A 17,588-nucleotide genomic window follows, 5' to 3' on the forward strand; every position below is an offset into this window, starting at 1 on the left:
GTTGCGGCCTTCACTGGCATTACCCGCTTTCCAGTCCGCCTATTCCGCCTTTTGCCAGCAGGGAATAAAGTCGCGGCAAGCGCGGTATCAAGGCTTATGCCAGTGAATATTCACGACCATCCACCTGACCTGCCCGCTACCGCAAGCGCGAGCTTCGAGGGAGTGGTTTTGCCGCACCTGGATGCGGCCTACAACCTTGCGCGCTGGCTGGCCCGGGACGATGCGGACGCCCAGGATGTCGTGCAGGAAGCGCTGCTGCGCGCATTCCGCTATTACGCCAGCTTCCACGGCAGCGATGCGCGCACGTGGCTGCTGGCCATTGTGCGCAACACCTTTTATTCCCTGCGCATGAAGACGCTGCCCGATAGCGCTCGCGAAGCCTTCGACGACGACGTGCACGTGCCGGCCGACGATCAACCCACTCCCGAAGCGCGTGCCTTGCTTGCACTGGATGTCGACTCCCTGCAACGCGCGCTGGAAAAGCTGCCGCATGCCTTGCGCGAGACCATTGTGCTGAGGGAGTTGCAAGAATGTTCGTACAAGGAAATCGCATCCATTACCGGACAGAAGATCGGCACCGTCATGTCGCGCCTCGCACGCGCACGCGAACGGCTCAGGCTGGAACTCACTTCTCACTCCACGGAGGCGCGCCGTCATGATGTGCCATGACGCCAGGCTGCTTCTGCATGCCTATCTCGACGACGAGCTGGATGCCGCGCAAAGCCTGGCGATTACCCGTCACGTGCAAGAATGCGCAGCCTGCGCGGCCAGCTATGCGGAATTCGCCAAGCTGAGCAAGGCCATGGCGCAACCGGCGCTCTATCGCCGCGCGCCGGATGCATTGCGCAAGGCATGGACACCGACCGCGTCCGCCCCCACCGCAGCGGCTACCAAACTGCGCCGTCCACCGGTCGCCCTGGCCATGGCGGCAGGATTCGTCGCTGCGCTATTGCTGACTGCGCCGGCATGGTTCTACGTCTCGCAACGCCAGGATGCAGGCACCAACACCGAAATCAGCGATGTCGTCTCCAGTCACATCCGCTCGATGCAGCCAGAGCATTTGATGGATGTGGTATCGACCGACCAGCACACGGTGAAACCCTGGTTCGACGGCAAGCTCGACTTCGCGCCACGCGTGAAAGATCTGGTGAGTGAAGGCTTTCCATTGATAGGCGGTCGCCTGGATGCGCTGGAAGGCCACAGCGTGGCCGCGCTGATCTACAAGCGGCGACTGCACATCATCAATCTTTATCAGTGGCCCGCTTCGTCGGGATCCGCCGCTGAAGAAGCGACGCAATGGCACGGCTACAACGTAATCTGCTGGACCGCAGACCGCGTGCATTACGTTGCAGTCTCCGACGTCAGCGAAAGCGAATTGCATCAGTTCGTACTGGCGTTTCAGGACGATGCTTCAACATCAGTCGCACGTTGAAGCGACAGGTGCGAGGCGTACGAAACGACTGTCTTTTGCCAACCAGTCTTCTTGATTTGGCGGCAGGACGCGCTCTGTCGCATTGTGGGTTGTGGATGCCGGGCTCCCAGGATGACTCCACGTCGCGGCACACGGTCGGACGCTGCAGATAGATCGTGCAACGTACCTGTTGCCCGATGACGCCACCCAGCGCAATTTGACGAGGGTGAGCTGCTTGCGTGCCGAGCATGGCCAGACGGTGCCGGTCGAGCTTTTCAGCAAGCGCAAGCGCCTCCCTCGCCCACCTGGGATGCGGTTTCCAGCCAATGCAACGTCACGCGAAAACTCGCCCAACAGGTACCGCAGTGCAGGCAGGGTTGGGCCATGGTGCGTCGATTGCGCCCGTGCTGCGTGCCACTGCGATCAAAGCGCCCCGCTAAACGTGTCGCACTGCTGAATGTCGCCACTCTGCAGTCCGGTCTTGAACCACTTCACGCGCTGCGCCGAGGTGCCGTGCGTAAACGAATCCGGCACCACCGTACCGCGCGCCTCGCGTTGCAAGGTGTCGTCGCCGATCTGGCTGGCGGCATTGAGTGCCGACTCCACGTCACCGGGCTGCAACCACTGCAGGCGCTGCTGCGTGCGGTTGGCCCATACGCCGGCGAAGCAATCGGCTTGTAGTTCCTGCCGCACGGACAGTCCATCCGCGCCTTCCATGCGCGCGCCCTGCCGCTGCAGCTGGCTGGTCTTGGCAAAGATGCCGAGCTGGTTTTGCACGTGATGTCCGACTTCGTGCGCAATCACGTAGGCACGCGCGAAGTCGCCACTGGCGTGGAAACGCGTGCCCAGTTCACGGAAGAAATCCAGGTCCAGATAAATCTTCTGGTCGCCCGGGCAATAGAACGGCCCCACCGCCGTAGACGCTGCACCGCACGCGGTATTCACCCCGCCACTGAACAGCTCCAGCTTGGGATCGGTATAAGTGCGACCCATGCCGGCGAAGATGTCGCCCCAGGTTTTTTCGGTGGAACCAAGAATGTGCGAGACAAACGCCTTCTGTTGCGGATCCACCTGCACGGGCTGGCTGTTCGGCGCATAAGCCCCGGGCTGCCCGCCACCCTGATCCAGCAAGGCCAGCGGGTTCTTGAAGAAGATCCAGCCCAGCAAGGCCAGGATGATCAACCCCCCGATCCCCATGCGCCCGCCACCAAACCCTCTGCCACCCCCGCCTCCGCCACTATCGACTTCGACATTCTCGCTCTGCTCGCCTTTCTGCCAGTCCATACGCCCTCCGAGCTGCTGCGTCGTCAATGTGCCAGCCGGCACCTCCGGCCATGCCCCACAGCATCGCACCAAACCGCTACAGTGACATCACCTGCCTGCACTGACTCGACCATGATCCAGAACCTTCCCGCCCTGGTTGCCTTGCTGGCCGCCATCCTGCAGTTCGGCACCATGTTCGCCGTGGGACATGCCCGCGGGAAATACCGGATCGAGGCCCCGGCCATAAGCGGGCATCCTGCATTTGAACGCGCTTACCGCGTGCAGATGAATACGCTGGAAAGCACCGTGATGTTCCTGCCCACGCTGTGGGTCGCTGCCCACTATGGCTATGTCCTGGCGGCGGGCATTGCAGGCCTCGTCTGGGTAGTCGGCCGGGTCTGGTACGCGCTGTCGTACTTGCGGGATGCCAAGAAGCGCGGACCGGGGTACATGGTCGGCATGCTGGGATGGGGGGCGCTGGTGGTCATGGCAGCGATGGGACTGGGTCGCGCGATGCTGGCCGGCTGAAACGGTGCAACGTGGCGGCATGGCCCATTAACCTGCGCAAGCAACGACCGCAGCCGCTCGACGACACGCCTCGCGCGCCAAACGTCGGTTACGCACTGGCGCTGATTGCCGCGTATTTTTTGCTGCAGATCGCGGCAGGCGGCCTGGTCAGCCTGATCGTCGGCCTGGCGCAAAGAATCCTCCACCCGGACCTGACCCGAGCCCAAGCCCACGAACACGCGCTGACCTTGCTGCGTCAGCCCGACAGCAACGCACTGCTGGTCGTCGTGGCTCTGCCGCTGATCACCTTGTTGATCCTCACGTTCGTACAGCGCAACTGGCCCGCACTGTGGACGCGTGCCATGCCGCCCGGTTTCGGGTTGGCTGCGCCATCATCGGCGGGCTGGTATGTCATTGCGCTATTGGTCGGCCTGGTGATGCCGCCGCTCGGAGCGTTCATCACCCAATGGCTGGCGCACGGCCATCCGGTAACGCAGAACGTCGAGGAACTGAGCCGCCAGGCTTCGGGTAGTTTGCGTCTGCCGCTTGGCCTGGTCGCGGTAACCGTCGGTCCGATGATCGAAGAACTGATGTTTCGCGGGGTGCTGCTTTCCGCGCTCATGCAACGTCTGTCGGTGCGCTGGTCGGTGACCATTTGCGCCGTGCTGTTCGGCGTCGTGCACCTGGTCGGACTGGACTTCCAATGGTACGCCGTGCCCAACCTCACCCTGCTAGCCGTCGTGCTGTGCTGGCTGCGCCTGAAATCAGGATCGCTGTGGCCTGCGATCCTTACGCACGGCGTCTACAACCTGTTCGCTTTCATCGCGCTGCTGGCGGCACCGTGATATCGGCGCGAAAGTTTCTCAGCAGGCGCACGGTCTCGAACAACGGCAAACCCATCACGCCGGAATAGCTGCCTTCCAGATATTCGATCAGCGTGGCACCCAGGCCCTGGATCGCATAGGCGCCGGCCTTGCCAAAGGATTCGCCACTGGCCACGTATGCTGCCCTCGCTGCTTCGTCGAGTGCGGCAAAGCGCACGCGCGATACGCAAACCTCGCCCCGCTCCCGATCGACTGCCGCCAGCCACACCGCCGACATGACCTCGTGCGTACGCCCGGACAAGCGCTGCAACATGGCGCCCGCATCGGCCGCATCGACCGGTTTGCCGAACACCTCGCCGTCCAATACGACCTCGGTATCTGCGCCGAGCACGATGGCATCAACCCGATCGTTGCCCTTCAGGCACTCCAGTCCGGCGCGCGCCTTGTCGCGCGCCACGCGCTGCACGTAATCCTGCGGCGATTCGCCGTCAGCACGCTGCTCAGGGACATCCACATTCAATACCGAAAAGGCCACGCCGGCTTGTTCGAGCAGTTCACGGCGGCGCGGAGATTGCGAAGCGAGATAAAGCACAGGTCATCCTCATCGATGGCAAAACGGCGTGTCAGGCACGGGAGCGCCAAGGGAACGGAGCGGTGTCACCGGGTCACGCGATTCACACCGGTAGCGCCGTGGTCTTCTTGACGGTACGCAGCGCCAGCGTCGACTGCACGCGCACCACGCCTGGCAATTGGGTGAGGATCTCGGTGTGGATGCGCTCGAAATCGGCGGAGTCGGCGTAGGCCACACGCACCATGTAATCGGCCGCGCCGGCCAGCAGGCAGCATTCGGTGACTTCGGGGTGCTGCTGGATGGCTGCCTCGAAGGCGTCCAGCGCGGCGCGCCCCTGCTGATCGAGCGTCACCAGGACGAACGCCGTACCAGCCAACCCGGCGGCCTTTTCGTCCAGCAGCATCACGTAGCGGGAAATCAGCCCCCGCTCTTCCAATAGCTTTACCCGGCGCAGGCAGGCGGACGGCGAAAGATTTATCTGTAGGGCCAGGTCCATGTTGGCCAACCGACCGTCCTGCTGCAGCAGTCGCAGGATGGCTCGGTCGCGCTCGTCCAAAGGGGGCGAAGGAGTCGTCATAAATTCTATGCTTATCCAAATTTGTCGCAATGGATGCGAAAAATAGGTAATACCACTGCCTTAATCAGCGAGAAATTGCGCAATGTCTCGATCATACTGCGAACCGCGCGAGACCGGGAGGGCCGGCGCGCAAACCCACTTGAGAGAGAACATTCATGCGCATTGGTGTGCCGAAAGAGATCAAGAACCACGAGTACCGCGTCGGCCTCGTCCCCTCGTCCGTGCAGGAACTGGTGCACAACGGCCATCAAGTGATGGTGCAGAAGGACGCCGGTGTCGGCGCCGGCCTCAGCGATGCCGACTATGTCGCCGCTGGTGCCACGATCGTCGACAATGCCGACCAGATCTTTGCCGAAGCCGACATGATCGTGAAGGTCAAGGAGCCGTTGGCGGTTGAGCGCAAGAAGCTCCGCAAGGGCCAGATCCTGTTCACCTACCTGCATCTCGCCCCCGATGCCGAACAGACGCACGACCTGATCGCCTCCGGCGCCATCTGTATTGCGTACGAAACCGTCACCTCCGCCAATGGCGCGCTGCCGCTGCTGACGCCGATGTCTGAAGTCGCAGGCCGCCTGGCTCCTCAGGTCGGCGCGCATTCGCTGGAAAAAGCCCAGGGCGGACGCGGTGTCCTGCTGGGCGGCGTGCCGGGTGTGCCGGCCGCTGAAGTGGTGATCCTGGGCGGCGGCGTGTCCGGCACCCATGCCGCCACCATCGCCGTGGGCATGGGCGCCAAGGTAACCGTGGTCGATCGCTCGGCCGACGCGCTCAAGCGCCTGGCCACGCAGTTCGGCACCTCGATCTCCACCGTGTTCTCCACCCGCTCGGCGATCGAAGAGCTGGTACGTCGCGCCGACCTGCTGATCGGCACCGTGCTGGTGCCGGGTGCCGCTGCACCCAAGCTGGTGACCCACGACATGGTGCGCACCATGAAGCCGGGCTCCGTGATCGTGGACGTCGCCATCGACCAGGGCGGTTGCGTGGAAACCTCGCACGCCACCACTCATTCGGACCCCACCTACGTGGTCGATGGCGTGGTGCACTACTGCGTAGCGAACATGCCCGGCGCCGTCGCGCGCACCTCGACCTTCGCGCTCAACAACGTCACCCTGCCGTTTGCCCTGGCCCTGGCCAACAACGGCTGGAAGAAGGCGCTGGCGCAGGACGTTCATCTGCGCAACGGCCTGAACGTGTGCGAAGGCAAGGTGGTGTGCGAGCCGGTTGCCCAGGCTCACAACCTGCCGTACGTGAAGGCTGAAACCGTCATCGGCCTGTAAGGCAATATTGGCCGGGCGCCGCCACGTGGCGGCGCCCGGTTCTTTCGGGGTTAACCGCTCACACTCTGGCGCACATCACGCGTCCACCCGAACGCAATCCGTCCTTGCGTCGGAACAAATAACGGCGGTTCAGCACATCCGGCTCCAAGGTTTCCGCTTCGCTGAAACCCAGCGCCAGCAACTGGCGTTGCAGTACCTGCGGATGGAAGGCACAAATCCACGGCTCGCCAATGGCCGCCGCACGTTGCCCCATCATTTCGCCGACGACTCGCTCGATCGGATTGAGCAGGGACTCGTGCAGACGATAGTCGAAGCAGATCGAACTACCGCGAGGCAGCTTGGCCACAAACGCCAAGGTGCGCATGATTGCGTCCTCAGTTAGATACATCGTTACGCCAAGCCAGGACACGCAGGCCGGCAGGTCTGCACGAAAGCCCGCGTCGGAAAGCCCTCGCGCCAATGTTTCGCGCTCGAAATCCACCGGTGCGAAAGTCAGGTTTTCCGGCAGCGCGATACCCGCGGCATCGAGGCATCGCCGCTTCCATTGCTGCGTCGAAGGATGATCGACTTCGAACACGCGCAAGCCGATCGCACTATGCGGATTGCGGTACGCAAACGTATCCAGGCCGGCCCCGAGCACCACGTATTGCCGCACTCCTGCAGACACCGCGTGCGCCAGTTCGTCCTCGGCAACGCGGCTTCGTACCACCAGAGCGGCCCGCAGGCCGCGCGATAGCGGATCGTTGTATTCGAAAGGATCCTCGCGCATTGCCGCTTCGCGCTCGCGCCCGAGTATCGGCAAAGCGACGGGATCATCGAGCACGATCGGCTCATCCAGCAGCTGGTGTGCCGCGCGCAAGGCCGCTACCCGCCATGCGGTGCGACTAGGCTCTCCGCTGCGAACAATATTTTCCGACGTCACTGTCACATTGCGGCTCCATTCTCATGGCAATACGAGAGCATATTCGCAAAATTCGCGGTCGCGCTGCCATCCCAGGGATTCGTACAACGCTTGCGCCGGATGATTGTCGAGCGCCGTCGTCAGCGACAAGCTGGCCGCGCCCAGTGCGCGCGCACCATCAGCCGCAGCAAGTAGCAGCGCCTTCGCAACGCCTTGCCTGCGCGCCTGGGGCGATACGAACAGATCGTTGAGTACATAAGTGCGCACCGTACGCACCGATGAAAACAGCGGATAGAGCTGGACAAAACCGAAGCCGACGCCACTGTCCTCATCGCTGCGCGCCAGCACGATCACCGATTCGTGATGGGCAAAACGCTCGGCAAGAAAGCTGCGGGCACGCGAGGGATCGGAGGGTTGTCGATAAAACTGCCGATAACCGTCGAACAGCGGCACCAGCACGTCGAGATCCTGGATGCCGGCTTGATGAATGGAAAAGCCCATATCGACTCCGGTGGCGATAAAGACGCACGCCGGAGGTTTTCAGGTGCCCTAGGCGCGATGATACGGATGCCCGGCGAGCAGCGTCGTCGCACGATAGAGCTGCTCGGCCAGCACCAGCCGCACCAGCATATGTGGCAGTGTCAGCGGACCCAATGACCACTTTTGGTCGGCACGCGCCAAAACGTCGGGCGAGTGGCCATCCGGGCCGCCGATCAGAAACGCCAGGTCGCGGCCGGCCATGCGCCACCTGGCCAGCTGTTCGGCAAGCTCCTCGCTCGACCAGGTCTTGCCGCGGCCATCCAGCGCAACCACGTGGGTATCTCGAGGCAGTGCCGCCAGTATCGAGGCGCCCTCATCGTGCATCGCACGCGCATCGTCGCGGCTCTTGCCGCGTGCGCCGGGCTTCAGCTCGATCAATTCGAGGGGCAAATCGTGGGACAGCCGTTTGCGGTATTCGGCAAACCCTTCTGCAACCCACGAGGGCATGCGTTCGCCGATGGCGATCAGGCGGGCGCGCATACCGATGTTTTTCTCAGCCGGCTAGGGCAGCTTCGCCCTGGGCGTCGCGGTCGCCCACCGTCCACAGGCGCTCCAGCCCATAGAACTCGCGAATGCGCGGCAGCATGACGTGCACGATGACGTCACCCAGATCCACCAGCACCCACTCCGCTTCGCGCTCGCCTTCGACACCCAGCGGCATCACGCCCGCCTGTTTGGCGAACTTGACCACTTCGTCGGCGATGGATTTGACGTGGCGTGCCGAGGTGCCGGAAGCAATCACGAGCAGGTCGGCGATAGAGGTTTTGCCGCGTACATCGATCTCTCGGATGTCCTTGGCTTTGAGATCTTCAAGTGCGGCGATGACGGACTTGCGCAGGGCGGCCGTGGTGACGGCCTTGGTATGGCGGGTAGTGGTCAAGAGTCGGGGCCTCTTAGGCATATCGACAACGCGGGATCGCGCGGCTGCAGTATATCCGCCCAGCCATGACCAGGCGTCAAGCGGATTGCGCCCTAGGCCCTGGAAAGCAGGCGCCCGCCCATGGCCGCGTTGGCGGCCACCACGATGGCGACGGCCAGCGCGTGCATCAGCAGATCCGTCGCGGCGGCATCGAAGTTGTGGCAGATCTCGAGCAGGCTGGCCGAGGCGGCGGCGCTGGCCAGGCCGACCATCACCGCCGTCAGGACCGGCCGCAGCGGACAAGCCCTGCGCAACAGCCAGATCAGCAGGCCCGACAGCGGAATCGAGAAACTGATAATGAAGATCAGGCAGTCGTTGGCGCCGTGCAGATCCATCACCGGCATGCCGGGAATGTGGGCGCGCAGGCAGCCCAGGCCGCTGGCGCCGATCCACAGCACGGTGCTGGGCACCGGCAGCCACGCCCAGGCGGTCGGGCGCCCAGGCACGGCGAGCACCAGGGCCGCCAGCACGGCAGTGACCGCCGTCAACACGGCGCCGCAGGCCGCCCAGCCAAGATCCGGCGCTGCGGCCCATCGATGCAGCATGGTATGCGCGCCGTAGTGCATGAACATCACCGCGGCAATTACTGCCACCACCAGCAGCCAGCCGAGCGCGCGCCGCCATGGCGGCGGCAGACGCCGCACCGGCGTCAGCTCGGCACCGAGCGTGTCGATCAGGGCTTCGTGGCGTGCTGCGTCGGACATCGGGTTCAGGATTCTCCGTTCATTCGGTCACGCAGCGTCTTCAGTGCGCGGTGCAGATTAACTTTCAGGGCACCGGTCTTGCGCCCCGTGTGCTCGGCAGCCTCGGCCAGCGAACGCTCGCGCAAGCCGAGTTGCTCGACCGCCTCACGCTGGCCCGGCGGCAGGGCATCAATCGCCTCGCGCAAGCGCCCGGCCTGCTGCGCGCGCTCGGTTTCGGCACTGGCATCGTCGCGGTCCGCATGCATGTCGTAAGCCCGCTCGTCGTGCACTTCGCGCCGGTCGCGACGACCGTGGCTGCGCAAGGCATCGATCGCGCGCCGGCTGGCGATGGCCGCCAGCCATGCGTCATAGGAACGGGTCGGATCGAACGTGTGGCGTACGCGGTGGACCGTCAACAGCGTCTCCTGCACCACATCGTCCAAGGCATCTACCGCCACGCCCTGCCTTCGCGCCACGGCCCGAATCAAGGCCACCGAATCGGTCAGCAGGCGCGCATAGGCGCGCTGGTCGCCCGCTTGCGCGGCGGCCATCCATGCTGCCCGCTGCCGGTCAGCCTGTTCGCTGGCGTGGATGGTTTCGGTCGACACGGCCTTCGGGTTACCTGGCTCCCGAGCTGGGAGCCCGCGTAGTAGTACCCACGCGTCACCAAAGGTCAAGCTATCGAAAGTCGGAGAATGCGCCATGAGCCGTCCGGGCCGTCGTATGTAGCGTTATTCGTTGCGTTTCGAGCACTGGTTACCGCTAAAAAAAATGGCGCACACTCGTAACCGCTCCGCCCCGCGTGGCGAATACCCCGTCAGAAACCAAGCCGAGAGCCATCGTGATGATCCTGCTGATCCTTGCCTTTCTAGGTGGCGTGCTGACCATTCTCAGCCCCTGCATCCTGCCCGTACTGCCTTTCGTATTCGCACGAGCTGATCGTCCATTCGCGCGTAACGGCTTGCCAATGTTGATCGGCATGGCACTCACTTTCGCACTGGTAGCCACGCTCGCCGCTGTCGGCGGCAGTTGGGCGGTACGCGCCAACCAATACGGGCGCTATGCCGCCATGGCAGTGCTTGCGCTGCTTGGACTCACCCTGCTTTCTTCCCGCGTAGCCCAATGGCTCACCCGCCCGTTCGTGGCATTGGGCAACCGGCTGAGTTCGCGCTCGAACGCGCAACACGATTCGGCGTGGTCGTCCGCAGGTCTAGGCATCGCCACCGGCTTGCTGTGGGCGCCTTGCGCGGGCCCCATCCTCGGATTGTTGCTGACCGGTGCGGCACTCAAAGGGGCTAGCGTGCAAACCACCTTGCTGCTGCTCACCTATGCCTGCGGCGCGGCGGTTTCGCTCGCCGCCGCACTACTGGTTGGCGGCGGCGTATTTGCAGCGATGAAGCGCTCGCTTGGCGCTGGCGAATGGGCGCGCCGCGGACTGGGTGCGCTGGTGCTGGCCGGAGTTGTCGTGGTGGCGCTGGGTGCAGATACCGGATGGCTGACGCGCGCATCGCTGGCCAATACCGGCAGCATCGAGCAAAAGCTGATCGACGCCATAAGCCCCTCGCCCGTGGCGGCGGCCACCACGCATTCGGCCGGAGAGTCCTTGCCGGTGGAAGGCGAAATGCCTTCGCTGTCGGGGGCCACCCAATGGCTCAACAGCGCGCCGCTGACGCCCGCATCGCTGCGCGGCAAGGTGGTACTGGTGGATTTCTGGACCTATTCCTGCATCAACTGCATTCGCTCGCTGCCCTATGTGAATGCCTGGGCACAGAAATATCGCGATCACGGCCTGGTGGTGATCGGTGTGCATTCGCCGGAATTCGCCTTCGAAAAAGATCCCGCCAATATCGCCAAGGCGATCAAGCATTTCGGCATCACCTACCCCGTTGCAGTAGATAGCAACTATGCGATCTGGAAAGGCTTCAACAACGAATACTGGCCAGCGCATTACTTCATCGACGCACAAGGGCACATTCGTGCGCACCACTATGGCGAAGGCGCCTACACCGCCAGCGAGGACGAGATCCGCCGCCTGTTGACCGAAGCCGGCTACCAGAACCTGCCGGGCGGCTACGTGCAACCCGGTGCAACGGGCGCAGAAGCGGCCGGCTCCGGCGACGTCAGCCGATCACCGGAAACCTATGTGGGTTATGCAAAAAGCAAGAACTTCGTGAGTGGGCCGATATCGCAAGACTACGAGGATCATTATCGCGCGCCCTTGCTGGAGGTGAATCAATGGGGGCTCAAGGGTTTTTGGACCGTCGAAGCACAAAGCGCCTCGTTGAATCGCGCGGACGGCAGCATCGTCTATCGCTTTCGTGGCCGCGACCTGCACCTGGTGCTGGGACCGGGCAAGGACGGCAAGCCTGTTCGCTTCCGCGTCACCCTTGACGGCAAAGCGCCCGGCGACGATCACGGCGCCGATACCGACGCCGACGGCAATGGCGTCGTCACCGGACAACGGCTCTACCAATTGGTGCGTCAGGCGCACGGTACCGGCGACCGCAACTTCGAAATTACTTTTCTCGATCCGGGCGTGTACGCCTACGCCTTCACCTTCGGTTGAGCGGTCCTAAGGAGATTCACGTGACTTCCATCTCTCACAACCTCGCCATGGATCGCCGCCGCTTCCTGCTCGCCGTACTGGGCGGCGGTGCCGCGTTCACCGTTGGCGGCCTGTCGGCGGCTCGCTTGTTTGCCGGCGGCAAAGGCACCGGCACGACGGCTGCAGCCACACCGGCGGCGTCACCGGCACAAACTCTGTTGCTGGAATGCTTTTCCGACGACGACGGCCACAACCTGGGTCCATGCAACGTACGCAAGCTGGTACTGACCGACGAACAATGGCATCAGCGCCTTTCCGATGCGGCTTTCAATGTCATGCGCCGCAACGGTACGGAACGCGCATTCAGCGGTCCGCACGAAAAACCAAACAGCAAGGGCATGTATCGCTGCGCCGGCTGCGACACGGCGCTGTTCGACGCGGCCACGCAATTCGACTCCGGCACGGGCTGGCCCAGTTTCTGGCAACCGATCGCCAAGCAGAATGTCATCCAAGGCAATGACACCAGCTACGGAATGGTCCGCACGGCGATCAGCTGTGCCGGCTGCGACAGCCATCTGGGCCACGTCTTCGACGATGGTCCGGCACCGACCGGTCTACGCTACTGCATGAATTCGGTGGCGATGCGGTTTGTCGCGTTCCGGGTCAGCTAGCGCGATAAGGTGCCAGCAGGGATGGATCGTCGAACAGCCCGGCGGGCAGCAGGTAACGAGGATCGCGTCCCGCAGCCAGCAATTCGCGAATGCGCGTGGCCGATACTTCCAGCGGGGTGACGGAAAGCTCTATCACCCTTCCTGCCGGTTGCGTGCGAATGATGCTGAAATCATCCGTGCGACGCGGCGCCACGGCGCGCTCCAACTCGATTGGAATGCAGGCTTCGATGCCGGGACGGTTCAACATGCCGACGTGCGTGACATCGAACAGGTCGCGCCAACGATGCCAGCTGCGCAGACCGGCGAAGGCGTCGGCCCCGAGCAGCAATACCAGCGGACGATCGCCAAATTCCCTGCGCAGCTCGTACAACGTATCGATCGTGTAGGACGGGCCGCTGCGGTCCAGTTCTCGCGTATCCAGACTGAGGCGCGTCTGCCCGCGCAGCGCGGCGCGCAACATGCTCACGCGTTGCTCGGCACTGGCGGTAGGCGGCGAACGATGCGGCGGAACACTCGCCGGCATCAGCCGCACCTCGGCATCGAGCAGTTCGGCCGCTTCCCAGGCGACGCTGAGATGGCCGATGTGGATCGGATCGAAAGTACCGCCGAAGATAGCGAGCGGATTCATGCCAAGCTTCCTACTTGTCGTGCCTGTTCATCATGCCAGCGCCCCGGCCGCCCGCGGCTCAGCCATGGTTGCAATCAAGCGCTGGGCTTCCAGCCAGGCATCGCCCGCTTCGCGCCCCTTGGCGATGCGGTCGATGCGCGCAGCGCGCGCCAGGCACTGCATCCAGTGCTCGCGCGGCGCGCGACGCAGCGCTTTTCGAAACAGCTGTTCGCGTGCCGGCCACAGACGCTCGGCCCGCGCTTGCGCGGCGAAATCCCGCGCATTGGCAAGGCGCATGGCGAGCTGAAGCTGATTGACCAGCCAACCCATCAAGGCGATCAGCTCCTCGCCTTCGGCACGCAGCCCGTCGAGAATGCGCAAGGCACGCGCACCATCGCCGCCGAGCGCGGCATCGCTGAGCTTGAAAGCATCGTAGCGGGCGCTATCGGCAACCAGATGTTCCATCTCGGCCGCATCGATCCTGCCCTGTCCGTGCAGCACGGCAAGCTTGTCGATTTCCTGCGCGGCCGCAAGCAGATTGCCTTCCACCCGTTCGGCCAACAAGGCCGCGGCCTCCGGTGCCGCACTCAGGCCGCGCGAAGCCAGCCGCGCGCCGACCCAGGCTTGCCATTCGTTGGACCGCGGCGCATTGAACACCACCATGCTGCCGGCGCCATCCACCTGTTTGGTCCAGGCACCTTCGTGCTTGCTGCTCCATTCCACCGCGGTAATCAGCAGGCTGACGTCGGGAGGCGGATTGGCACAGAACTCGTTGATCGCCTTGGCGCCTTCCACACCTGGCCGCCCGGTCGGCAGGCGCAGGTCCAGCAGGCGGCGCGTGGCGAACAAGGACATGCCTGCGGCGGAGCGCGCCAGTTCATCCCAATCGAAATGCGCACCCACGTCCAGCACGTCGCGCTCGGTGTAGCCAAGCTTGCGCGCTTGCGCCCGCAGGGCATCGGCCGCCTCGAGCACCAGCAATTCTTCGCCGGCAAGCAGGTAGACCGGGCTCAGGCTGTCCCCAGCCAACGCCTTCTGCCACTGTGCGTGGTTGAGCGGCATGCGACTCAGTCGATCGGCGGCGAATATTGCGGCGGTTGCGCGACCGTGCTGGCGTTGGCCGGCAACGGACCGGCAGCCTTGGCCGCCGCCTGCTCGCCATGCCTGGCCACCGCCTGCAAGCGGAACAGCAATGCTTGGATGGCGTCGTCGATCAGGCTGCCCTGGATTTGCTCCATCTGTGCCTGCGTACCCACCGGTTGGCTGGCGTCGTAGCTGTATTCGCGCTGCAGATCGATCGATTCGTCCGGAACGATGAGCTTGCCGTCCGGATCCGTCGCGGTAAATACGACGTGGAAGCGCACGGCAAATTCCGTCACCTGCGCAACGCCGTTGACCGTCAGCGTCTGCACGTTGAAGTTCTGCGCGGGAACGTGCAGTTCTGCAATGCCCGGGCCCGACTTGTCCTCGACCTGGACGTTCGACGCCACCAGGGCGCGCACCAGCTTGCGCTGGAAATCGCCGTTGCCGCCGACCGTGAGGTGCACCCGCTCCATGCCCTTGGGCAAGGCGGCACTGCCGCGCAGGTGAAAGCCGCATGCCGCCAGAGCAAGCAGGGGCAGCAACGAAAGGACTTTGAGCACGCGGTGGTTCATGAACTCATCCTGCGACGATGTTGACGATCTTGCCAGGCACCACGATGACTTTGCGCACCGTCTGCCCATCCAGGAAAGCGGCGACATTGGGATTGGCGCGCGCCAACGCCTCGGCTTCTTCCTTGGAGGCATTGGCGGGCACCTCGATGGTACCGCGCAGCTTGCCATTGACCTGAACGGCCAGGGTCAGCGAATCGCGCACCAGCGCTTGCGAATCCACCTTCGGCCAGGGCTGGTCGTCCAGCACACGCTGTGGATGGCCCAGCGCCTGCCACAGCGCGTGGCTGACGTGCGGCACCACCGGGTTCAACAGCAGCACCATGGTTTCCAGCACTTCGTGGCGCACCGCGCGCCCCTGGTCGCTCTGATCGCTGAATTTGCCGACGGCGTTGAGCAGCTCCATCAACGCGGCAATCGCGGTGTTGAAGGCATGGCGGCGACCGAAGTCGTCGCTGACCTTCTGGATGGTTTCGTGCAGCTGGCGGCGCAGCGCCTTCTGCCCGGCATCGAGCGCAGCCGGATCGACCTCGGGATGGTCCGGCTGACCGACGTGCGTGATCACTTCGCGCCAGAAGCGGCGCAGGAAGCGCGCCATGCCTTCCACGCCCGCCTCGCTCCATTCCAGCGACTGTTCCGGCGGCGCGGCGAACATGGAGAACAGGCGCACCGTATCGGCACCGAACTTGTCCACCATGGTCTGCGGATCGACGCCGTTGTTCTTGGACTTGGACATCTTCTCGGTGCCGCCGATCTGCACCGGCTGACCATCGGCCTTCAGCACTGCACCGACCACGCGCGCTTTTTCATCGCGATGAATTTCGACGTCGGCGGGATTGATCCAATCCTTCGAACCATCTGCGTTTTCGCGATAGAACGTCTCGGCGATCACCATGCCCTGGCACAGCAGATTGGTGGCCGGCTCGTCCGACTTCACCAGCCCGGCGTCGCGCATCAGCTTGTGATAGAAGCGGAAATACAGCAGATGCAGGATCGCGTGCTCGATGCCGCCGATGTACTGATCCACCGGCAGCCAGTAATTGGCGCGCTCGTCGACCTGACCGTTCGCACCCGGACTGGTGTAGCGCGCGTAGTACCAGCTCGACTCCATGAAGGTGTCAAAGGTATCGGTTTCGCGCTCGGCCGCGCCGCCGCATTGCGGGCAAGTGGTCTTGCGCCATTCCGGATCGGCCTTGATCGGCGATTGCACACCGGAGAACGCCACGTCTTCCGGCAGCACCACCGGCAACTGATCTTCCGGCACCGGCACCGCGTCGCACTTCGGGCAATAGATCACCGGAATCGGGCAACCCCAGTAACGCTGGCGGCTGACGCCCCAATCGCGCAGGCGCCAGTTCACCCGGCGCAGGCCCTTGCCGCTCGCCTGCAGTTTTTCCGCGAGAAAGTCGAAGGCCTGGCGATAGTTCTTGCCGTCGAGTTCGCCGGAATTGACCACGCGCATGTCGGCGCGGGTCTTGTCGGAATACCAGTCTTTCCAATGCTGCGGATCGTAGTCGGCATCCGCGCCTTCGACCGCAATCACCTGCTTGATCGGCAAGCCGTATTTATGCGCAAACTCGAAATCGCGCTCATCGTGGCCAGGTACGGCCATCACCGCGCCGGTGCCGTAGCCCATCAGCACGAAGTTGGCGACCCACACCGGCACTTTGTCGCCGGTGACCGGATGGATGGCGAACAGACCGGTGGACATGCCGCGTTTTTCCTGGGTTTCCAGCTCGGCTTCGGACACGCCGCCGTGCTTGAGCTCCTCCAGGAAAGCAGCCAGCTTCGGATCGCTCTTGGCTGCCTTCAGTGCCAGCGGATGTTCGCCGGCAATCGATACGAAGGTCACCCCCATCAAGGTGTCGGGGCGCGTGGTGAAAACGGTCAGCGGCTCGGCTTCGTTTTCAACGGCGAAATGGATTTCCAGCCCTTCGCTGCGGCCGATCCAGTTGCGCTGCATGGTCTTGACCGCATCCGGCCAGCCGGGCAGCGTGTCCAAACCATCGAGCAGTTCCTGCGCGTAGTCGGTGATCTTCAGGAACCACTGCGGAATCTCGCGTTTTTCCACCAGCGCACCGGAGCGCCAGCCGCGGCCGTCAATGACCTGCTCGTTGGCCAGCACGGTCTGGTCGATCGGGTCCCAGTTCACCACCGCGTTTTTGCGGTAGGCCATGCCCTTGCGCATCAGGCGGGTGAACATCAACTGTTCCCAGCGGTAATACTCCGGGCGGCAGGTGGCGAATTCGCGCGACCAGTCGATGGCGTAGCCCAGCGATTTGAGCTGGTCGCGCATGTGGTCGATATTCTTGTAGGTCCACTTGGCGGGCGCGGTATTGTTCTTGATCGCCGCGTTTTCCGCCGGCAGGCCGAACGCATCCCAGCCCATCGGCTGCAGCACGTTCTTGCCGTTCATCCGCTGGAAGCGACTGATCACGTCCCCGATCGTGTAATTGCGCACGTGGCCCATGTGCAGCGCACCGGAGGGGTACGGCAGCATGGCCAGGCAATAGAACTTCGGCCGCGAGGTATCCTCTTTCACCTCGTAAGCGCGTTGCGCATTCCAATACTGCTGCGCAGCGGATTCCACCGCCTGCGGGCTGTAATCGTTGGGGGAACCCTGGTCTTGAATATCCTGCATGA

20 protein-coding genes are annotated in these 17,588 nt (G+C 63.6%); 7 read left to right on the top strand and 13 right to left on the bottom strand.

Going from position 1 to position 17,588, the window contains the following annotated elements:
• Nucleotides 1–102 precede the first annotated feature (102 nt).
• Nucleotides 103–669 (top strand): sigma-70 family RNA polymerase sigma factor, encoded by a 567-nt coding sequence (locus ISS99_RS20945; protein WP_204633545.1) that lies wholly within the window; start codon nt 103–105, stop codon nt 667–669.
• Entirely contained in the window at nt 656–1,432 is a 777-nt protein-coding gene (locus ISS99_RS20950; RefSeq protein WP_204633546.1) for an anti-sigma factor family protein, read from the top strand. The genes ISS99_RS20945 and ISS99_RS20950 overlap by 14 nt, the downstream gene beginning before the upstream one ends.
• Before the next feature lie 402 nt (nt 1,433–1,834).
• Here the strand turns inward: ISS99_RS20950 and ypfJ are convergent, their stop codons facing one another.
• A complete protein-coding gene (ypfJ, locus tag ISS99_RS20955; RefSeq protein WP_204633547.1) occupies nt 1,835–2,695 on the bottom strand; it encodes a KPN_02809 family neutral zinc metallopeptidase in 861 nt (286 codons plus the stop codon).
• Between the two features lie 114 nt (nt 2,696–2,809).
• Here ypfJ and ISS99_RS20960 point away from each other — a divergent pair, with 114 nt between their 5' ends.
• Together ISS99_RS20960 and ISS99_RS23700 are read left to right on the top strand one after the other, a co-directional pair.
• Nucleotides 2,810–3,202: an MAPEG family protein gene (locus ISS99_RS20960; protein ID WP_204633998.1), complete on the top strand. Its 393-nt coding sequence runs from the start codon at nt 2,810–2,812 to the stop codon at nt 3,200–3,202.
• Nucleotides 3,203–3,213: 11 nt separating this feature from the next.
• Entirely contained in the window at nt 3,214–4,026 is an 813-nt protein-coding gene (locus ISS99_RS23700) for a CPBP family intramembrane glutamic endopeptidase (RefSeq protein ID WP_204633548.1), read from the top strand.
• Here ISS99_RS23700 and ISS99_RS20970 read toward each other — a convergent pair.
• Together ISS99_RS20970 and ISS99_RS20975 are read right to left on the bottom strand one after the other, a co-directional pair.
• Complete coding sequence (locus tag ISS99_RS20970) at nt 4,001–4,597, bottom strand: Maf family protein (RefSeq protein WP_204633549.1); 597 nt, start codon at nt 4,595–4,597, stop codon at nt 4,001–4,003. The two genes, ISS99_RS23700 and ISS99_RS20970, sit on opposite strands and share 26 nt — an antisense overlap.
• 82 nt (nt 4,598–4,679) lie before the next feature.
• Nucleotides 4,680–5,153: an Lrp/AsnC family transcriptional regulator gene (locus tag ISS99_RS20975; protein WP_204633550.1), complete on the bottom strand. Its 474-nt coding sequence runs from the start codon at nt 5,151–5,153 to the stop codon at nt 4,680–4,682.
• Between the two features lie 155 nt (nt 5,154–5,308).
• On the opposite strand from ISS99_RS20975, the gene ald reads away from it, so the two are divergent.
• Nucleotides 5,309–6,427, top strand: coding sequence for an alanine dehydrogenase (gene ald / locus ISS99_RS20980; protein ID WP_204633551.1), 1,119 nt, complete (start codon nt 5,309–5,311; stop codon nt 6,425–6,427).
• Between the two features lie 58 nt (nt 6,428–6,485).
• Here the strand turns inward: ald and ISS99_RS20985 are convergent, their stop codons facing one another.
• From ISS99_RS20985 to ISS99_RS21010, 6 genes are all read right to left on the bottom strand, one after another.
• Entirely contained in the window at nt 6,486–7,355 is an 870-nt protein-coding gene (locus ISS99_RS20985; protein WP_204633552.1) for a class I SAM-dependent methyltransferase, read from the bottom strand.
• 15 nt (nt 7,356–7,370) lie between these two features.
• Nucleotides 7,371–7,829 (bottom strand): GNAT family N-acetyltransferase, encoded by a 459-nt coding sequence (locus tag ISS99_RS20990; protein ID WP_204633553.1) that lies wholly within the window; start codon nt 7,827–7,829, stop codon nt 7,371–7,373.
• Between the two features lie 48 nt (nt 7,830–7,877).
• Nucleotides 7,878–8,348, bottom strand: coding sequence for a 23S rRNA (pseudouridine(1915)-N(3))-methyltransferase RlmH (gene rlmH / locus ISS99_RS20995; RefSeq protein WP_204633554.1), 471 nt, complete (start codon nt 8,346–8,348; stop codon nt 7,878–7,880).
• Between the two features lie 13 nt (nt 8,349–8,361).
• Nucleotides 8,362–8,748, bottom strand: coding sequence for a ribosome silencing factor (gene rsfS / locus ISS99_RS21000; protein ID WP_239538260.1), 387 nt, complete (start codon nt 8,746–8,748; stop codon nt 8,362–8,364).
• Between the two features lie 92 nt (nt 8,749–8,840).
• Nucleotides 8,841–9,491: an NrsF family protein gene (locus tag ISS99_RS21005; RefSeq protein WP_204633556.1), complete on the bottom strand. Its 651-nt coding sequence runs from the start codon at nt 9,489–9,491 to the stop codon at nt 8,841–8,843.
• Between the two features lie 5 nt (nt 9,492–9,496).
• Nucleotides 9,497–10,021: an RNA polymerase sigma factor gene (locus ISS99_RS21010; RefSeq protein ID WP_204633999.1), complete on the bottom strand. Its 525-nt coding sequence runs from the start codon at nt 10,019–10,021 to the stop codon at nt 9,497–9,499.
• Nucleotides 10,022–10,314: 293 nt separating this feature from the next.
• Between ISS99_RS21010 and ISS99_RS21015 the strand changes: the two genes are divergently transcribed.
• Together ISS99_RS21015 and msrB are read left to right on the top strand one after the other, a co-directional pair.
• On the top strand, nt 10,315–12,036 hold the full coding sequence (locus tag ISS99_RS21015) for a cytochrome c biogenesis protein DipZ (RefSeq protein WP_204633557.1): 1,722 nt from the start codon (nt 10,315–10,317) through the stop codon (nt 12,034–12,036).
• A 20-nt stretch (nt 12,037–12,056) separates the two neighbouring features.
• Nucleotides 12,057–12,686 carry a peptide-methionine (R)-S-oxide reductase MsrB gene (msrB, locus tag ISS99_RS21020; protein ID WP_425490489.1) on the top strand — a complete coding sequence of 210 codons (630 nt, stop codon included), beginning with the start codon at nt 12,057–12,059 and terminating at the stop codon, nt 12,684–12,686.
• On the opposite strand, the gene nadD is transcribed toward msrB, so the two are convergent.
• The 4 genes from nadD to leuS are packed head-to-tail and all read right to left on the bottom strand — an operon-like array spanning nt 12,679 to nt 17,586.
• Entirely contained in the window at nt 12,679–13,314 is a 636-nt protein-coding gene (gene nadD / locus ISS99_RS21025) for a nicotinate-nucleotide adenylyltransferase (protein WP_204633558.1), read from the bottom strand. The genes msrB and nadD overlap by 8 nt on opposite strands.
• A 30-nt stretch (nt 13,315–13,344) precedes the next feature.
• Nucleotides 13,345–14,355: a DNA polymerase III subunit delta gene (gene holA / locus ISS99_RS21030; protein ID WP_204633559.1), complete on the bottom strand. Its 1,011-nt coding sequence runs from the start codon at nt 14,353–14,355 to the stop codon at nt 13,345–13,347.
• Between the two features lie 5 nt (nt 14,356–14,360).
• Nucleotides 14,361–14,948, bottom strand: a complete 588-nt coding sequence (locus ISS99_RS21035) for an LPS-assembly lipoprotein LptE (protein WP_204633560.1) — start codon at nt 14,946–14,948, stop codon at nt 14,361–14,363.
• Nucleotides 14,949–14,952: 4 nt separating this feature from the next.
• Nucleotides 14,953–17,586 (bottom strand): leucine--tRNA ligase, encoded by a 2,634-nt coding sequence (gene leuS, locus ISS99_RS21040; protein WP_204633561.1) that lies wholly within the window; start codon nt 17,584–17,586, stop codon nt 14,953–14,955.
• Nucleotides 17,587–17,588: the final 2 nt, after the last annotated feature.

It is taken from the genome of Dyella mobilis, from assembly GCF_016904945.1.
Taxonomy (GTDB): Bacteria; Pseudomonadota; Gammaproteobacteria; order Xanthomonadales; family Rhodanobacteraceae; genus Dyella_B; species Dyella_B mobilis.